The organism is Fundidesulfovibrio butyratiphilus (genome assembly GCF_054657235.1).
This window is the reverse complement of sequence record NZ_BAAHXA010000002.1, coordinates 949,885-966,674: the sequence shown is the minus strand read 5'-3', so window position 1 is coordinate 966,674 and position 16,790 is coordinate 949,885. Positions and strand designations below refer to the sequence as shown.

Genomic DNA, 16,790 nt, shown 5'->3' with positions numbered 1-16,790 from the left:
TCCAGGCCCCTTGCGTCGCCGCCATTTTTTTCCGTATGTTTCACGAACCATGCTAGAGAAAATCCTTTTCGTGGACGACGACCCCATCGCCCTGGAAGGGCTCAAGCTGGCGGCGGGCGGGATGTTTGACGCAACGTACGCGCTTGGCCCCGAGCAGGCCCTGGAAATAGTGGAAAAGCGGGGACCGTTCGCAGTCATCGTCTCCGACTTGAAGATGCCTGGAATAAACGGCGTGCAGTTCTTTACCCAGGTGCGTCGCAGCCACCCCGAAACGATACGCATCATGTTGACCGGAGTCCAAGACATGGACGCCGCGGCCAACGCGGTCAATGTCGGAGAAGTCTACAGATTCTACACCAAGCCGTGCAAACCGGAAACCCTGCGGGAGGCGTTGCGGTCCGGCATAGAGAAATACAATTCCGGAACGCTCCAGAGCCAGGACGCCTACGAACTTCGCATCAAAGACATTTTCAACGAACTGCAACGATCCACGGCAGAGTCTGCGACACGCGCGCTGCGATCGGGAACCAAGTTTCGCCTCAGCCCGAAAGAACTCTGCATCGCCAGCTTCATATGCGCCGGAGCCTCGACAAAAGAAATAGCCGTCGCGTTGAGTCTCTCCGCCAGAACCGTGGAGAGCCATCGCGAGAACATCAGAAAAAAATTGCGGCTCACACACCGCGAGACAAACCTGCGGGCCTATCTCCTCTCCCTGCTCGACGGCGCCGGCTGGAGCCCGTAACGGCCCAAGGCGCGATTCGCCGCGCGCCCCGCCAAGGCGGCGAACCAAGGCCCCCCGGCCGGTTCGGGCTCCATCCTCAGGGCTCCGTATTTTTTCCGTAGTGCCTGAACGCCCCGAACGTTGTAGCATTAAGCAACGTGGTCCGCATTGAAGCGCGGGACGCCAAAACTCGCGGCGTTCCAGCATCCCGCCGGTCCGGAAGGATCGCCCCCCCTTCAGCGCCGACCCGTCGAACCCTCGGAGCGGGGCTGGATCAAAGCAGTCTTTCCTTCCCCCTTCCATGCTCTTCTTGCCTCGTCCCGCCGGGTGAACCCGATCCTTATGCTTATGGAGGTATGGTATGGGACTTTGCTTCATGCGCCTTGAAGACCGTATCGTCCTGGACGGAGCGGCAGCGGCCGTTATCCTGGCCGCGACCTCCACCCCCGCCACGGACACGGGATCGTCCTCCGGCGACACGTCCTCCACGGACGCCAAGACGACCACGGACTCGGATTCCTCCTCCAAGACCGCCTCGGACGGCGCCCAGGCGGCCGACGCCCAGACCGCAACGGATTCCAGCTCGTCCACGGACGCCACGACGACCACGGACAGCGCCTCGTCCACGTCCGACGCCAGCGCGGACGCCAGCGCGGCCGACAGCGCGGCGGACGCCTCCGATTCGAGCGCGACCGGCGTCAGCACGGCCGCCACGACCACGACGAACTCCGCGGCCACGGACGCGACCGACGACAAGACCGCCTCCCCTTCCACGGCCGACGCGTCCGCCGGCTCCGTCACGGTGGTGGGGCCGGATGCGAGCGATACGGATTCATCGTCCTCCACGACCTCCGAGCCCTCCACGCAAACGTCCGAGTCCAGCGGCGCGCCCAGCGCCGAGTCCACTTCGTACGATTCTTCGTCAGACTCCTCTTCAGGCGACGGCGCGACGTCGAGCGTCCAGTCCGACCAGGGCGCGTCCCCCCCTGATACGGCCCTGGCCGGCAACGACGCCGACACCGCCTCCACGCCCCAGGACGACGCCTCCGCGGCCCAGACCGCGGACGCCGACACCGCCCTGGACAACGCCACCACCAGCGACGCAGCGTCCCCCTCGCGCGTCCTGGTGGTGGCCTCGGACGTGGCCGACGCCCAAGGCCTGGCCGACGACGTGAACGCCGACACGGTCTGCGTGGTCTACGACGCGTCCACGGCCACGACCACCGACGTCCTGGACATGGTGAGCCAGGCCCTGGACGGGACCAAGGCCCAGAGCATCGCCTTCGCCACCAACGGCCTGGGCGCCGGACAGATGGAGCTGACCAAGGACCTGACGATCAGCCTGGACACCCTGGACAGCGACCAGAATTTGCAGGACTTCTGGCAATCCATAGGGTCCATGGTGGAAAGCGACGGGCGTATCGACATTCTGGCCTGCGACGCGGGCGCCGGCACCGAAGGCGCGGCCATGGCCTCGGCCATCCGGGACCTCTCCGGGGTGGACGTGGCCGCTTCGGTCAACACCACCGGCGACACGGACTTGGGTGGCGACTGGACCCTGGAGACCCGCAACGTGGACGTCGCCACGCTGTATTTCGACACCACGAAGCTCAACACCTACACGGGAACCCTGGACAGCGCGGCCGCCGCGTCGGCGATCGCGGGAAGCGCGACCACCGCCTCGACCTCCGCCCCGACTTCCGCCGCGTCGGGGGCGGTCCGGGTGATGGCCGTCTCCTCGGCGGTGGCCAACGCCCAGACCCTGGCCTCGGACGTGGCCGACGGGGTGATCGCCCTGGTGTACGACGCGGCCGACACGGCCGAGCACGTTCTGCAACTGATCACCCAGGCCCTGAACGGCCAGCAGGCCGAAAGCATCGCCTTCGCCAGCCACGAGAACGCCACTGGCTCCTTCGACCTGGTGGACGGCCAGATCGTGAGTCTGGACACGGTCATGACCGACGACGCCCTGCAAGACTTCTGGCGGGGCGTCGGCGACCTGCTCACCCGGGACGGGTCCATCGACATTCTGGCCTGCGACCAGGGGGCCGTGACCGAAGGCCAGCTCACCGTGGCGGCCATCGCCAAGGCTTCCGGCCACGAGGCGCACGCCTCCACCGACGCCACCGGCAACGAAACCAGCGGCGGCGACTGGGTGCTGGAACTGGGCGACGTGGACCTGACGCGCACGTATTTCAACGCCGAAAAGCTGGCCAACTACGGCGGGGTGCTGGGAACATCCCTTGAACTCACGGCCGCCGACGGAGAGGCGGAAGACGAGTATGGATTCGGCGTGGCCATTGACGGCGACACCATCGTCGTGGGCGCGCGCGGCCACGACTCGGGAGCGGTGTACATCTATTACAACGACGGCTCGTCCTGGACCTTCCAGGCCGAGCTCACCCCCACGGACGGAGGGTCCTACGACTATTTCGGCCAAAAGGTGGCCATCGACGGAGACACCGTGGTCGTGGGCTCCCCGGGTCACAACGCATACACCGGCGCGGCCTATGTCTACACCCGCTCGGCAACGACATGGACCCTGGAGCAGGAGCTCACCGCCAGCGACGGGGTAAGAGCCGAGCGCTTCGGCACAAGCGTGGACATTGACGGGGACACCATCATCGTCGGCGCCTACTACCATAAGGTCGGCGACAATATCGGCCAGGGCGCGGCCTATGTCTTTGTCCGGTCCGCTTCGACATGGACCGAAACCGCCGAACTCACCGCCAGCGACGGAAGGGCCAGAGACTATTTCGGGGCCAGCGTGGCCATAGACGGCGACACAATCGTCGTGGGCGCCTACCAACATGCGGTCGACGACCACACGACCCAGGGCGCGGCCTATGTCTTCGTCGGCTCGGGTTCGACCTGGACGCAGCAGGCGAAGCTGCTTTCCGATGACGGAGCATCCGCCGACAACTTCGGCATCGGCGTGGCCATCGACGGGGACACTGTGGTCGTGGGCGCATACCATCATAACGTAGGCGACGCCTCGAACCAGGGCGAGGCCTACGTCTACACCCGTACCTCGGAGACATGGTCCCAGCAGGCGAAGCTCACCGCCAGCGACGGGAAGGCGGACGCCAGTTTCGGCTACAGTGTGGCCATCGACGGCGAGTACGTCATGGTGGGCGCAAATTGCATGGACGGCACGAAGGGCGCGGCCTATCTCTACAAGCGCGACGCAGCATCGTCCTGGATCCAGATACAGGAGCTCACCAGCTCCGTCACGGCCTCTCTCGGCAATAGTGTGGCCATTTCGGAGCATGTCATCATCGTGGGCGCTCCACGCCTCACGATTGGCGATAACTCCAAGGTAGGCGCCCTTTATGTCGACGACATCCCAGTGACCGGAATCACCCTGGACGGAGCCGAGGCCGACCAGGCCCTAAACGACACGGGCACGATACAGCCTTTCGCCCATTTCACCATCGATGACTCCAGCGGCGACACCACCGAACAGAACCTGACCGTGAGCCTGAGCAGCACGGCCAACGGCGGCTTCACCACGCTGAGCGGCTTCACGGACAACCACGACGGCACCTACAGCTTCACCGGCACGGCCGCCCAGGCCCAGACGGCCATACAGGGCCTGGTGTTCACGCCCACCGCCCATCAGGTCGCGCCAGGCCTGACCGTCACCACCACCTTCACGGTCAGCGACTCCGACGGAACCTTCTCCAGCAGCAACAACACCACCTCGGTGGTGGCCACCTCCCTGCGCGACACCCCGACCTTCACCGGCGCGGTGGCCGACCAGGCGGTGAACGACGACGCCACCATCTCGCCCTTCACGGGCTTCAGCGTCGTCGACCCCGATATCGGCCAGACCCACACGGCCACCGTGACCTTGAGCGACACAGCCAACGGCGCGCTCTCCAACCTGGGGGGCGGCGCCTATGACGCCGATACCGGCGTGTACACGGTCAGCGGAACCCTGGCCCAGGTGAACACGGCCGTGCAGGGTCTGGTGTTCACGCCCACCGCCCACCAGGTCGCGCCAGGCCAGACCGTCACCACCACCTTCACCGTGACGGACACGGCCGCCGACGCGCACGGCTCGTCCAGCGCCACGCCCAATAGTGTCACAACCGTGGTGGCCACGGCGATGGCCCTCCCAGCCCCTGCCCCTGCCGGCGGCGGCGGGAGTGGCGGCGGTGGCGGGAGCGACAGCGGCGAGAGTGGCGAGAGCGGCGGCGTCAGCGGTCCGCCCGTACCGGCCGTGAGCCCTCCGATCTCCCAGACGCAGCCCCCGACGCATTCCGAGACCCCGGTCGTAACGGCGTCCACGCCAACGCTCGACACAACCAGCACGACCTCCACCGGCGTGGTCAACAACGCTTCCACCGCCTCGGGCTTGAACGGCACGGGCCTGCCTTCGGCCGACTCCAGCGCCGGGACGGCCGGTGGCAACGCCAGCCAGGCCGCAACCACCCCGGGTATGTCCCAGGCCCAGCAGTTGGCCCCCACCGGCGTGGCCGACACCACGAGCTACGCAGTCACATCCGACCAGACCCTGACCATCGCCCCCAGCGGCACCGTCCAGCACGCGGTGTCCGTGACGGCGGGGACCCTGGGGCCGAGCCTGCCGCTGCTCACGGTCGACGCCGGCCTTGCGGGCTTTGGCGGCCTGACCGTGCCAGGCCAGACCGGCTCGACCTTGTCGGGACAGACCGGCTCGGGACAAACTGGCGCGGGCCAGTCCCCCGTGGCGACGGGCCCCGCCTCGTCCCAGTCGGGACTCGCTCCGGCCGGGACCTCCGGCGCGACGGCGGACTCCTCCATGACCACCCAGATCGAACAGACGGCCACGATCCTGGGCGGCGGAGACCAGGTCAGGACAAGCCACATCAAGGAGGCCATGACCGACGTGGTCCAGACCATCAGCGACATCATCGGCAGCCAGACAGACCAGGCCGCGGCCCTGGCCGAGATCGAACGGTCCGTGGCCGAAGCCGCGGCGGACAAGGGCGTCACCGATCCCGCGGTGATCGAGGGCATGCGGACAGCGGCCGTGGCGCTGTACCAGCAACTGCGGGAGGGCAACGCCCGCTAGCGTGACCCCCGCGAAATACGTGCGCTCACACAGAGAATACTCTATTGAAAGTATTCATCTTGTTCTTGAAAAACAGCGAGGGGGCCTTCACGGGCGCAACACCGGAACGGGCCCGCCCGCAAACCAAGCGAAACAAGGAGCTTCGGATCGTGTCAGCAGTCAGCACAGTCGTCCCGCTTTTCAAACCGGGCGTAAAACGCCTGACAATGCTTCTTTGCGCCTGCCTGATCCTGGTCGGCTGCTCCAACCTGCGCAAGAGCCCCCAGGCCCAGCGCGAGGAAAACGCCAGGAAAGACGTGGCCAACATAACACAGGCCGAGGCGTCCAAAGCGGGCACAAAGGCGGACAGGAACAAGCCCGCCCCCAAGACGGCCTCGACCGTCCCGGTTTTGTCCAGGCCCCTGACCCTGGACCAGGCCGTGGCCTTCGCCCTGGAGCACAATCTCGAGGCCCTGATCTCGGCCCAGGAGCAGAAGGTCCAGGCGGAGATGGCCACCGGCGCCATGTATCGCCTGCTGCCGATGCTGCTGGTGGAGGGCGATTCTTCCAACAAGTCCTGGGACGTGCCCAGCCGGTCGGTCAGCGCCTACACGCACCAGGAGTCCCTGGAGCCTTCCATCTCCACGGAACGTTTGAGCCGCACGGCCAACGTCACCTTGTCCTGGGATCTTCTCAACCTGAGCGTGAACATGGTGCGTTGGCGTCAGGCCAAGGACCGCGTCCATATCGCCGGCGAACGCCTGCGCCGCCTCAAGCAGGACATCGTCCTGAGCGTCACCCGGGCCTATCTCAAGGCCCAGGTGGCCAAGGACGCCGTACAAAAAGCCACCGCCCTGCTGGGTGATATCGACAAGCGCATGGTCATCATCAACGGACAGATCGAATCGGGACTGCTCTCCCGGCTGGACGGTCTGCAAAACCGGGCCAACCTGACCGAGATGGCCCTGCGCCTGAAGACCTACTCCAGCGAGTACCGCACAGCCATGGCCGAGCTGGCCGAAATGCTCGGAGTCAAGGATGTGGACGGCCTGTCCGTGGCGGACATCGACCTGGGCACCCCCCTGGGCATGCCCGAAATTCCCCTGGCCTCCCTGGAGAACGAGGCCCTCCGCCAGCGCCCGGAACTCTACCAGCAGGACCTGGAGCAGAACGTCTCCCTGGACGAGGCCAACGCCGCCCTGATGCAGATGTTTCCCGCCATCACGCCCTACGGCAAGTATTCCGCCGACTCCAACAAGTACCTGAGCCGCAACGACTGGTACATCGTAGGCGTGCGCCTCTCCTGGGATTTGTTCTCCCTGCCCAAGACCATGTACGATCGCTACACGGCCCAGAGCCAGGCCCAACTGGCCGCGAAACGGCGCATGCGCCTGACCTTGGCCGTGACCACCCAGATCAAGCTCTCCATCATCGAGTGCCAGGAGACCTTGGGCCGGCTGCAACTCTCCAAACAACTGGAGGCCGAACGCCGCGAGGTGCTGGACATGGTGCGCGACCAGGTGCGCCAGGGCAAGCTCAAGGAGAGCCTGCTCCTGGACGAGGACCAGCGCTACATGAGCGCCAGACTGCGGCACCTGGGCAACTATGCCGGCTTTTTGGCCGCCAGGGCCCGGCTGATCAACTCCCTGGGCCGGGACTGGAATGCCCCCAGCACGCTTGTCGCCTCGGCAAGCGCCCCCAAGTCCGGGGAAACCGTCCGCAAGGGCCGTTCGCAAGCTTCGCCCGAAAAGGCCCTGGCCAAACCGGCGTCCAAGGCCGAAGCGGCCGGGAAGTCCCGGCCGGCGAAGGAGGCCCGGAGCGAACAGCCGCGCCAGGCCCGCCCCCAACAGACCGCCGCGCTCGAACAGACGAGCACCGCCCAGACGGATCAGGCCCGGTCCACGTCGGCCCAGGCCGCGCAGGGTCCCCAGACCAAGCCCACGGCCCAGGCTCAAGCGGAGCCCGCGCAACTGGGCCAGGCCGACCCGGCGAGCCGCGCAACCGGCCAGGTCGCGCCCCCGGCCTCCCCGAAAGTCCAGAAGGCGACCGCCCAGGGCGCCCCGCGCGAGAGCGTCACGTTGAGCCCTCTGCATGACAACCAACCGGACATCCTCACCGAGGCGGAAGAACGCCAGGCCCGCAGGGAAGAATTGCGCCTGGCGTCCAAGACCCGTCACGGCAAGTCCTGAAACCGGCCTTCAGCCCCGAGGCGCATGATGACTCCGCTTCGCTTTGTCTGTCTCCTGTTCGTGGCCTGCTGCCTGGCCTTTTCGCCGGCCCGCGGGCTGGCCCAGACTCCGGTCGCGGGCTCGCCCCTGGCCGCCAAGCCCCTGTCCCTGGTCTTGGACCCCAAGCACCAGGCCGTGCTTTCCGCCGAGGTTTCGGCCAAGGTGGAACATATCCGGAAACACCTGGGAGAAAAGTTCGAAAAGGGCGATCTGCTCGTGCAACTCGACGAGGGAATCTACCGCCCCAACGTGCAAAAAAACCAGGCTGCGGCCACGGCCGCCGCCAAGAGCCTCCAGGTGACCGAACGCCTGTTCACGGGCAAGTCCGCCTCCGCCCTGGACGTGGAAAACGCCCGCAAGGACAACGGCATCGCCTCGGCCGGCCTGCAACAGGCCCGCAAGGAGCTGGCCTCCTGCCGGGTCTGCGCCCCCTTTCCCGGCCGGGTGAAGCGGGTCTTCGTCCACGAGCACGAGTGGGTGGACAAGGGCCGGCCCCTGATCGAAGTGGTGGACGACCGGGTCCTTCAGGCCAGAATCCTGCTGCCCTCCACCATGTTCGGCAAGGTGCGCATCGGCCAGACCATCGAAATCGCCGTGAACGAGGTGGCCACCTCGGTGCGGGGGGTGATCACCCACGTGGGCCAGGTTCTGGACCCGGCCAGCGCCACGTTCGAAATCCATGCCGACGTGGACAACGCCCGGGACACCCTGCGCAGCGGCATGACCGGAACCCTGCGGCGGGCGGACGCTTCCGGCGAATAATATGACCTCCCCGTGGACCAGGCCCGAGGCGGGGCAACGCGCCCTGAGCGCCCTGGGAACGCTCAACCGGCTGATCCTTGAGGCGGGCCAATCCCAGGACCGCACCGAGCTCACCTTTCGCCTGCTGAACAGGACCATCACGCTGACCCGCTACGACCGGGCCTGCCTTTTCGGCCTGGAAGGCGCAAAACCCGTGCTGCTCGGGGTCTCCGGGCAAAGCCGCCGGCCCAAGGATTCCGAGCTGGCCGAGCAATGGACGGACATTCTGGCCGGGCTGCCCGGCCTGGACCAGGCCCGAATCCTCACCGGGCAAAGCCTGGCGTCGGACCAGGCCCAGGCCTGGAGCGCCCTTTCCGCCCGAACCGCCGGTCTCTGCGTGGTCTGGCTGCCGCTCTTCAGCCGGGGCCGCCTGGCGGCCGGGCTGTGGCTGGAGCGATGGGCCCAGGCCCCCTGGCTGGACATGGAGCTCGAACTTCTGGTCCCCCTGGCCCAGGGCTACTCCATCGCCTGGGAAAAATGCGCCCCGCGCTTCGACGCCCGCAAATGGATTGGCACGCTCACCCAAAAACGCCGGGTGGCCGCCGCCCTTGTGGTCGCGCTGATTGTCCTGTGCCTGCCGGTCTCCCTGCGGGTGGTCGCGCCCTGCGAGGTGACCGCCAAGGACCCGTTCGTGGTCACCGCCCCGCTCAACGGCGTGATCGCCGAGGTCAAGGTCCAACCGGGGCAGAAGGTCGACACGGGCGAACCGCTCTTTGTCTATGACAAGCGCGTGGCCGTCGAGGACCTCAAGGTGGCCAGGCAGCAGGTGCAGATCATCCAGTCCTCGCTCACCCGCTCCAACCTCCAGGCCTTTCTGGACACCAAGGCCAAGGGCGAGATGGCGCTTTTGGAGCTTCGCCTGGAGCAGGAAAAGTCCCGCCTCGAATTGGCCGAGAGCAACGTGGCCAAGCTGGAGGTGACGGCCGAGATCCCCGGAGTGGTGGTGATCGACGACCCCAACGAATGGCGCGGCCGGCCGGTGGCGGTGGGAGAAAAGGTGCTCATGATCGTGGACCCGGCCCGGACAAAGCTGCGCGTCTGGCTGCCCGTGGACGACAACGTGCCCTTCGACCCGGACAAGCCCGTTCACGTGTACCTCAACGCCTTTCCCGAAGCCGACATCCAGGCCAGGCTCACCCATGTGGCCAGAAACGTCGGCGTCAGCCCGCAGGGCTTTCCCTGCGTCATGGCCGAGTGCGAATGGACCAAGGGCTCGCCCCCGCTGCGCATCGGCCTGCAGGGCACGGCCGTGATCCGGGGCCACCGGGTGGCCCTGGCCTACTGGCTGCTGCGCAAGCCCCTGGCCTGGATGCGCAGGACCCTGGGACTGTGATGGACCAGCGCGACATCGACCTGCCCGTCCTGCGCCCGGACATCGAGATCCATTCCGGTCCGCCGACCCCGGACGGCTCCCCCACCTTCACGGTCTACGACCCCCTCAACCGCACTTTCGACAAGGTGGGATGGACCGGGGCCGAAATCCTCGTCCGCTTGCGCGCCAAGACAACCTTGACCGAACTCATGGACCGCATCGTCCAGGAGACCACCTTGCGCCCCGCGCCCGAGGAAGTCCTGGCCTTTTGCCGCGAGGCCGAAAGCAAGGGCTTGACCAGAAGCCGCCCCACCAGGACGGTGAAAGAGCTTCTCGCGGAGTTTCGCCGAAACAGGGTCGATCCGGTTCGCTGGCTCCTGCACCACTACCTGTACTTTCGCGTTCCGCTTCTCAAGCCGGACGGCTTTCTCGAACGCACCCTGCCCCTGGTCGCCCCCCTGGCCTCGGGCAAGGCCCTGATCCTCTACGCGCTTTTGGCCGCGATCGGGTTGGTCATGTGCGTCGAACGCTTCCAAGAATATCTGGGCACCTTCCCCTACTTCTTCAACTGGCAGGGCCTTGCGGTCTTCGGCCTGGTGGTGGCCCTCATCAAGACCGTCCACGAGTTCAGCCACGCCTACACGGCCAAAGCCCGGGGTCTGCGCGTCCCGACCATGGGCGTGGCCTTCATCGTCATGTGGCCCGTGGCGTTTTGCGACGTGACCGACGCCTGGAAGATCAAGGACCGCCGCAAGCGGCTGGCCATAACCTTCGCCGGCGTCAAGGCCGAACTGGCGATCGCCGGACTGGCCCTGTTCGGCTGGGGGATGACCGGCGCGGGTCTGCTGCACGGCATTTTTTTCGTCATCTCCTCCTCGTCGCTTTTGTCCACGCTTCTGATCAACATCAATCCGGCCATGCGGTTCGACGGCTATTTCCTGCTCATGGACCTGTGCGGCATCGACAACCTTCAGCCGCGGGCCTTCGCCCTCACCCGCTGGGCCTGCCGCAGGTGGCTGCTGGGGACCAGGGAGCCCCACCCCGACCCGGAAATCACCGGAGGCCGCTTCTGGGCGGTGATCGCCTACAGCTTCTACACCTGGGCCTACCGCCTGACCCTGTACATGACCATCGCGGTTCTGGTGTACCACAAGTTCTTAAAAATACTTGGGATATTCCTCTTCCTGGTGGAGGTGTGGTGGTTCATCCTGGGCCCGATACTGCGCGAGACCAAGGCGCTTCTGGACATGCGCCAGAGCCTGGCCTGGAACCGCCGGACCCGGACTCTGACCCTGGTCCTGGCCGCCGCGCTTCTTTGGTACGCCGTGCCCCTGCCTCACGAGATATCCGCGCCCGCCGTGCTGACCGCGGTGCACGACCAGGTGATCTACGCCCCGTTTTCCGGGGAAATCCACGATATCGCCGTCTCCCGGGGCGCCGAGGTGAAACAGGGGGCCGTGCTTTCCCGCATCACGTCGGACAAGCTCGACGCCGACACCCGCATCTTCGAACTGGAGAAAAGGATCTCCGAGAAAAAGCTGGAACTCTTCGGCTTGGACGATCAAAACTGGGCCTACATACCGCAGCAGACCGAGGAAATAGCCGACGCGCGAGCCAGGCTGGCCGGCCTGCATCAGCAAAAGGAGCAAAGCCGCCAGGTGGCGAAGGTCGGCGGCGTTCTCTACGAATGGGACGACACCCTGCGCGACGGCATGGCCGTGAAGCAGTTGCAGGTGTTGGGCCGAATAGCCGACTTCACGGACCTGCGAGTCTACGCGTTCGTCAGCGAGGACCGGGTGATGGATCTGCTTCCCCAAGGCGAAGTCGAATTTTATCCCGATGACCGGGCGCGCCCGTTGTCGGCGCGCATCGCCTCGATCCATCCCGTGCGAACGGAGAACATGGAATACCTGGGCCTGACTTCGGCCGCCGAGGGCAGCCTGCCCGTGGTCAACGCGGGCAAGGGCAAGCTGGCCATGCTGGAGAGCTATTACGCGGTGGAGGCCAAGGTCGACACGCCGGCCGAGGACCTGCGTATCGGCCAAAGCGGTCTCGCGCGGCTCCAGGCGAAAAGCGTTTCACGCCTGGCCCAGGGCCTGCGGCGGATCTACCGGGTGCTTATCAGGGAAATGAGCTTTTAAGTGTCGCGCCCCTTTTCAACCGAAGCCGGCAAGCGAAGCCGCCTTCCAGGGGCGCGTAACCCACTGACCGCAACACGGAGGAATACAGACATGTCCGAGCAACAAACACCAGACTCCTTGCAGACGCACATACCGTCGGACCTGGAATACTGTTACCGGGACATGTTCACGGTGTACGCCGGTCCCGAGGAGGTTATCCTGGAATTCGGCAACGTGCACCGCTCCATTCCCAACCAGGCCCGCGTCGCCAACCGCATCGTGTTGCCGGTGTCCAAGGCGTTTCAGTTGCGCGACTCCCTGCACCGGGCCATCCTCGAAATGACCCGTCGCCAGCGGGAGGCCGCGGGAGGCTTTCCCGGCGAGGAGGAATCCGCGCAATAAACAAACACCCCGGCGGCCGATGCGCCTTTACGCGCCTTGTCTCGCCCTATCGCGCAGGGAGCGGGGCATTCCCCCCGCTCCCCCCGGACTGCCGAAAAACGCCCGCCCGGATCGGCCACGCCCGGACCGTACACGCCCGGCCTGGGCGCCGGGCTCTTTCGGGCGCTCGCCGGCCAGCGCGCGACGGACGCGCGGTCCTCGTCCGGCTATCCTTCCAGCCCGTATTCCAGAATCTTGCGGTAGAGCGTCTTGCGGCTGATGCCCAGGGACTGGGCGGCCAGGGAACGGTTACCCCCGTGGAACTGGAGCACGCGCCGTATGTGCGCGCGTTCCATGTGCTCCAGGGAGAGCGCGCCCAGTTCGTCCCCGCCCTTGTCCATGAACTCGCGCGGCAGGGCCTGCTCGGTGATGAGGCCGTTCTCGGCCAGGATCATGCCGCGCTCGATGACGTTGCGCAGCTCGCGCACGTTGCCCGGCCAGGAATATTCCAGCAGGCAGCGCAAAGCGCCGTCGGTGACCTTGCAGGGGGGGTGGCCGGGACTGAGGCGGTTCAGGAAGTACTCCACCAGGAGGGGGATGTCCTCCTTGCGCTCGGCCAGGGTGGGGATGTGGATGTTGAAGACGTTGATGCGGTGGTACAGGGCCTCGTGGAAGCGGCCCTCCTCCACCTCGGTCTGGAGATTGCGGTTGGTGGCGAAGAGCAGGCGCACGTCGGTGTGGCGCTCGTCCTTTTCCCCCACCCGGCGGTAGCTCTTGCTCTCCAGCACGCGCAGGAGCGACCCCTGCACTTCCAGGGGCAACTCGCCGATCTCGTCCAGGAACAAGGTGCCCTGGTGGGCGAAGGTGAGCAGACCCTCGCGGCTCTCCGTGGCGCCGGTAAAGGCCCCCCGACAGTGGCCGAAGAGTTCGCTTCGCGCCAATTCCTTTTGCAGGGTGGCGCAATTCTTGATGATGAGGGGCTTGTCCGCGCGCCTGCTGGAGGAATGGATGGCGTTGGCCACCACGTCCTTGCCCACGCCCGACTCCCCGGTGAGCAGCACCGGCACCTCGGTGGGCGCCACCTTTTCCACCAGAAAGCGCACCTGGCGGATGGCCTGGGAAAGCCCCACCAGCATGGGCGGCTTTACGCTCATCTGGGAATGTTTGAGACTTCGGTTTTCGCGTCCCAGGCAGACCCGCTGCCAGGCGCGCTCCACCACGATCTCCAACTCGTCGAGCTTGAAGGGCTTGGTGATGTAGTCGTACGCGCCCATCTTCATGGCCTCGACGGCGCTGTCGATGTTGCCGTGCCCGGTGATCATGATCACCTCCACGTCCGGGATGCGGCCGCGAAACTCCACCAGGAGCTCCAGGCCGTTGGCGTCGGGCAGGCGCAGGTCCAGCACGATGACGTCGTACTGGGTCTTGCGGCACATGTCCCGGGCCTGGCGGGCGGACCCGGTGGTGTGGACGGTGCGGGTGGGGCTGGAAAGTTCCTTTTTGAAAAGCTTGGTCAGAGACTGTTCGTCGTCCACGACAAGAACGCTGTATGGGCTATTCACGGGCATGTTCCGGATTGGAAGGCAACTGGACGATGAACCGCGATCCCTTGCCGGGTTCGCTGAGCGCCACAATCTCGCCGCGGTGCTCCTTGACTATGCCGTAGCAAATGGACAGGCCGAAGCCAATGCCCTTGCCCACGGCTTTTGTGGTGAAAAACGGCTCGAACAGTTTGTCGAGGTTTTCCCCGGGAATCCCGCACCCCGAATCCTCCACCTCCAGGGCGACGCCGTCGTCCTCGGTCGCGTACGTGCGGATGGCTATGGTCCCCTTGCCCGTCCCGGTCTGCTCCACCGCGTCGGTGGCGTTGATGAGCAGATTGAGCAGCACCTGCTTGAGTTGGGCTTCGTCTCCCAGGATCAGGGGCAGGCCCTTGGCAAGCTCCGTGCGCACGGAAATTTCCAGGTCCGTGGTCTTGATGTGGTGGCGCAAAAGTTTGAGCGTGTCTTCCACGACGACGTTAATGTCCAGGTGGGCGAAACCTCCCGAAACCGGCCTGCTGAACGTGAGCAGGGTGCGCACGATGTCGCGGCAGCGATTGCACTCGGCCAGGATGGTGTCCGCGTAATCGATCATGTCTTCCAGGTCGGTTCCTTCGGGCGACTCCATTTTGTCCAGGCGCCTGCGAATGCCCTGGGCGAACCCCGAAATGGCGGCCAGGGGATTGTTCACCTCGTGGGCCACGCCCGCGGCCAGCATGCCCACCGTGGCCATCTTCTCGGCCTGATAGAACTTGGCCTGAAACTCCTTTTCCCTGGTGACGTCGCGCTTGAAGATAAGGATGTGACGCTCGTCCTTGTCCGGGTCGCGAATGGGAGAGGCCACCATCTCGAACTGTCGATTCTTGCCGCACACCCGGAAGATGGCGGTTTCGCGGCACACCTCCCCCGTCAGGAACGAGCGGTGGGCCGGGCACTCCGGGCAAGGTCCGCTCGCGCCCCGAAAGATCTCGTAGCAAAAGCGGCCCTCGGGCGCGTCGATGCCCATGACTTCGCGAAAAACGTGGTTGGCCGAGAGGATGCGCATATCCTCGGAAAGGACCATCATGAGATCCGCTATGCCGTCCAGGATCGCGGCGATTTCCCGCCGCCGCCGCTCGGACTCCAGGTTGGCCCTTTGCAGCTCGTCGAGCTTCTGGCGCAGTTCCTGGTAAAAGCCCAACTTGCAGTGGTCGATGCCGACCAGGTCTTCCAAGGAGGGAGCGCGCATTACCAAACCTCCTCGCAGATGGCCAGCAGGCTCTCGAAGTCGGCCTGCCGGGGGTTGGTCAGGTTGCAGGCGTCGTTGAGGGCGGCCTTGGCCAGCCGCTCCAGGGGGGGGCGTTCCGGCAGGATGTCGCGCAGACGCACGGGCACGCCCAGCCTGGCGAAGGACTGCCTGAGCTTGTCGATGCCGGCCTGGGTCGCGTGTTCGTCCGAGAGGTCGTGTCGGCCCAGGATCAGGCGGCCGACGGTTCCCATCTTGGCCGGCGCGGCCGGGGTGTTGAAGCGCATGACGGCGGGCAACAGCACGGGATGCACCAGGCCGTGCAGGATGTCGAACATGCCGCCCAGGGAGTGCGCCAGGGCGTGCCCGACTCCGAGCCCGGCGTTGCTGAAGGACATGCCGGCGGCGGTGCTGGCGATGGAAAGCTGTTCCAGGGCGTCCAGGGAGCGGTGCTCCACCGCGGGGCGAATGTTTTTGATGACCAACTCGATGGCCTTGAGAGCCTGCATCTCGGTGAAGGGCGAGGCCAGGCGCGACAGGTAGGACTCCACGGCGTGGGCGAAGGCGTCGATGGCCGAGGCGATGATGAGGTGCTGGCTCTTGGTCAAAAGGAGCATGGGGTCGATGATGGAGATGTTGGGGACCAGCGACCGGCTGATGATGGACATCTTGAGCTGGCGCTTCACGTCGGTGACGATGCAGAACTGGGAGACGTCGGACCCGCTTCCGGCCGTGGACGGCACGAAGATGGTGGGGGGCAGGGGCCGCTCCACGCGGTTGGCCCCTTCGTAGTCCGAGATGACTCCGCCGTTTCCGGCCAGGAGGGCGATGCCCTTGGCCGCGTCGATGGGGCTGCCCCCGCCGATGGCGATGATCACGTCGGCCCTGCTCTCCAGATAGAGTTCGGCTCCCGCGCGCACCTGGTAGTCGCGGGGATTGGAGCTCACGTCGCCGAAATAGACCCACTCCAGCCGGTCGTCCTCCAGGTGTTCGGTCATTTTGTCCACCCAGCCCGAGCGCATCACGCCTTCGTCGCTGACCAGCAACACGCGTTCGGCCCCCAGGCGTCGGGCGCACTTGGCCACGTAGACCATGGAGCCTCGGCCGAAGATGATTTCGGGAATGGCGAATTTCGTGACGTTCATGACCAACCCTCGGCGAATCGAAAGGCGAAACGCCGGCGGCGTTCGACCTCGGGTGGGGGTGTATCAGGGCGTGCCTGTCGACCAGCGCGAACAACGGACGATTCCTGTCGCATACCCCAAAATATGCACGCCGCTCAAGAACGTCTGGACCATTTTGTGGAAAATCTTTGCGTCCGAAGGGGCCGGGCCCGCAGCGCCTCGCGTCGCGGGGGAGCGCGACGCGAGGCGAACGACGCGCGCCGGTCAACGGCGAAACGCCCCGGAGCAAACGCGTTTCC

10 protein-coding genes are annotated in these 16,790 nt (G+C 65.8%); 7 read left to right on the top strand and 3 right to left on the bottom strand.

Features of this window, described 5'->3' with window-relative positions; translation table 11 throughout:
* The first annotated feature begins 49 nt into the window (after positions 1 to 49).
* The 7 genes from ACYQ01_RS15340 (at position 50) to ACYQ01_RS15310 (ending at position 12,622) form a co-directional block, all read left to right on the top strand.
* Positions 50 to 742 carry a response regulator gene (locus tag ACYQ01_RS15340; protein ID WP_459934733.1) on the top strand — a complete coding sequence of 231 codons (693 nt, stop codon included), beginning with the start codon at positions 50 to 52 and terminating at the stop codon, positions 740 to 742.
* Positions 743 to 1,082: 340 nt separating this feature from the next.
* Positions 1,083 to 5,780, top strand: coding sequence for a DUF4347 domain-containing protein (locus ACYQ01_RS15335; RefSeq protein ID WP_459934732.1), 4,698 nt, complete (start codon positions 1,083 to 1,085; stop codon positions 5,778 to 5,780).
* Positions 5,781 to 5,929: 149 nt separating this feature from the next.
* Positions 5,930 to 7,948 (top strand): TolC family protein, encoded by a 2,019-nt coding sequence (locus ACYQ01_RS15330; protein WP_459934731.1) that lies wholly within the window; start codon positions 5,930 to 5,932, stop codon positions 7,946 to 7,948.
* Between the two features lie 24 nt (positions 7,949 to 7,972).
* Complete coding sequence (locus tag ACYQ01_RS15325; RefSeq protein WP_459934730.1) at positions 7,973 to 8,749, top strand: efflux RND transporter periplasmic adaptor subunit; 777 nt, start codon at positions 7,973 to 7,975, stop codon at positions 8,747 to 8,749.
* A gap of 1 nt (position 8,750) precedes the next feature.
* On the top strand, positions 8,751 to 10,121 hold the full coding sequence (locus tag ACYQ01_RS15320; RefSeq protein WP_459934729.1) for an efflux RND transporter periplasmic adaptor subunit: 1,371 nt from the start codon (positions 8,751 to 8,753) through the stop codon (positions 10,119 to 10,121).
* Positions 10,121 to 12,241 carry an efflux RND transporter periplasmic adaptor subunit gene (locus ACYQ01_RS15315; RefSeq protein WP_459934728.1) on the top strand — a complete coding sequence of 707 codons (2,121 nt, stop codon included), beginning with the start codon at positions 10,121 to 10,123 and terminating at the stop codon, positions 12,239 to 12,241. Before ACYQ01_RS15320 ends, ACYQ01_RS15315 begins: the two co-directional genes overlap by 1 nt.
* Positions 12,242 to 12,331: 90 nt before the next feature.
* On the top strand, positions 12,332 to 12,622 hold the full coding sequence (locus ACYQ01_RS15310) for a hypothetical protein (RefSeq protein ID WP_459934727.1): 291 nt from the start codon (positions 12,332 to 12,334) through the stop codon (positions 12,620 to 12,622).
* Between the two features lie 206 nt (positions 12,623 to 12,828).
* Here the strand turns inward: ACYQ01_RS15310 and ACYQ01_RS15305 are convergent, their stop codons facing one another.
* Genes ACYQ01_RS15305 through ACYQ01_RS15295 form a run of 3 tightly spaced genes read right to left on the bottom strand, consistent with a single transcriptional unit; the run spans position 12,829 to position 16,512 of the window.
* On the bottom strand, positions 12,829 to 14,163 hold the full coding sequence (locus ACYQ01_RS15305) for a sigma-54-dependent transcriptional regulator (RefSeq protein ID WP_459934726.1): 1,335 nt from the start codon (positions 14,161 to 14,163) through the stop codon (positions 12,829 to 12,831).
* Positions 14,156 to 15,370, bottom strand: coding sequence for a two-component system sensor histidine kinase NtrB (locus tag ACYQ01_RS15300; RefSeq protein WP_459934725.1), 1,215 nt, complete (start codon positions 15,368 to 15,370; stop codon positions 14,156 to 14,158). Before ACYQ01_RS15300 ends, ACYQ01_RS15305 begins: the two co-directional genes overlap by 8 nt.
* Positions 15,370 to 16,512, bottom strand: coding sequence for an iron-containing alcohol dehydrogenase (locus ACYQ01_RS15295; protein ID WP_459934724.1), 1,143 nt, complete (start codon positions 16,510 to 16,512; stop codon positions 15,370 to 15,372). The genes ACYQ01_RS15300 and ACYQ01_RS15295 overlap by 1 nt, the downstream gene beginning before the upstream one ends.
* Positions 16,513 to 16,790 lie beyond the last annotated feature (278 nt).

What these genes read in the sequence shown, in the direction of transcription:
- ACYQ01_RS15300 (WP_459934725.1), bottom strand. Translation starts at nt 15,370, where the DNA reads ATGCGCGCTCCCTCCTTGGAAGACCTGGTCGGCATCGACCACTGCAAG.
- ACYQ01_RS15295 (WP_459934724.1), bottom strand. Translation starts at nt 16,512, where the DNA reads ATGAACGTCACGAAATTCGCCATTCCCGAAATCATCTTCGGCCGAGGC.
- ACYQ01_RS15335 (WP_459934732.1), top strand. Translation starts at nt 1,083, where the DNA reads ATGGGACTTTGCTTCATGCGCCTTGAAGACCGTATCGTCCTGGACGGA.
- ACYQ01_RS15320 (WP_459934729.1), top strand. Translation starts at nt 8,751, where the DNA reads ATGACCTCCCCGTGGACCAGGCCCGAGGCGGGGCAACGCGCCCTGAGC.
- ACYQ01_RS15315 (WP_459934728.1), top strand. Translation starts at nt 10,121, where the DNA reads ATGGACCAGCGCGACATCGACCTGCCCGTCCTGCGCCCGGACATCGAG.
- ACYQ01_RS15325 (WP_459934730.1), top strand. Translation starts at nt 7,973, where the DNA reads ATGATGACTCCGCTTCGCTTTGTCTGTCTCCTGTTCGTGGCCTGCTGC.
- ACYQ01_RS15310 (WP_459934727.1), top strand. Translation starts at nt 12,332, where the DNA reads ATGTCCGAGCAACAAACACCAGACTCCTTGCAGACGCACATACCGTCG.
- ACYQ01_RS15340 (WP_459934733.1), top strand. Translation starts at nt 50, where the DNA reads ATGCTAGAGAAAATCCTTTTCGTGGACGACGACCCCATCGCCCTGGAA.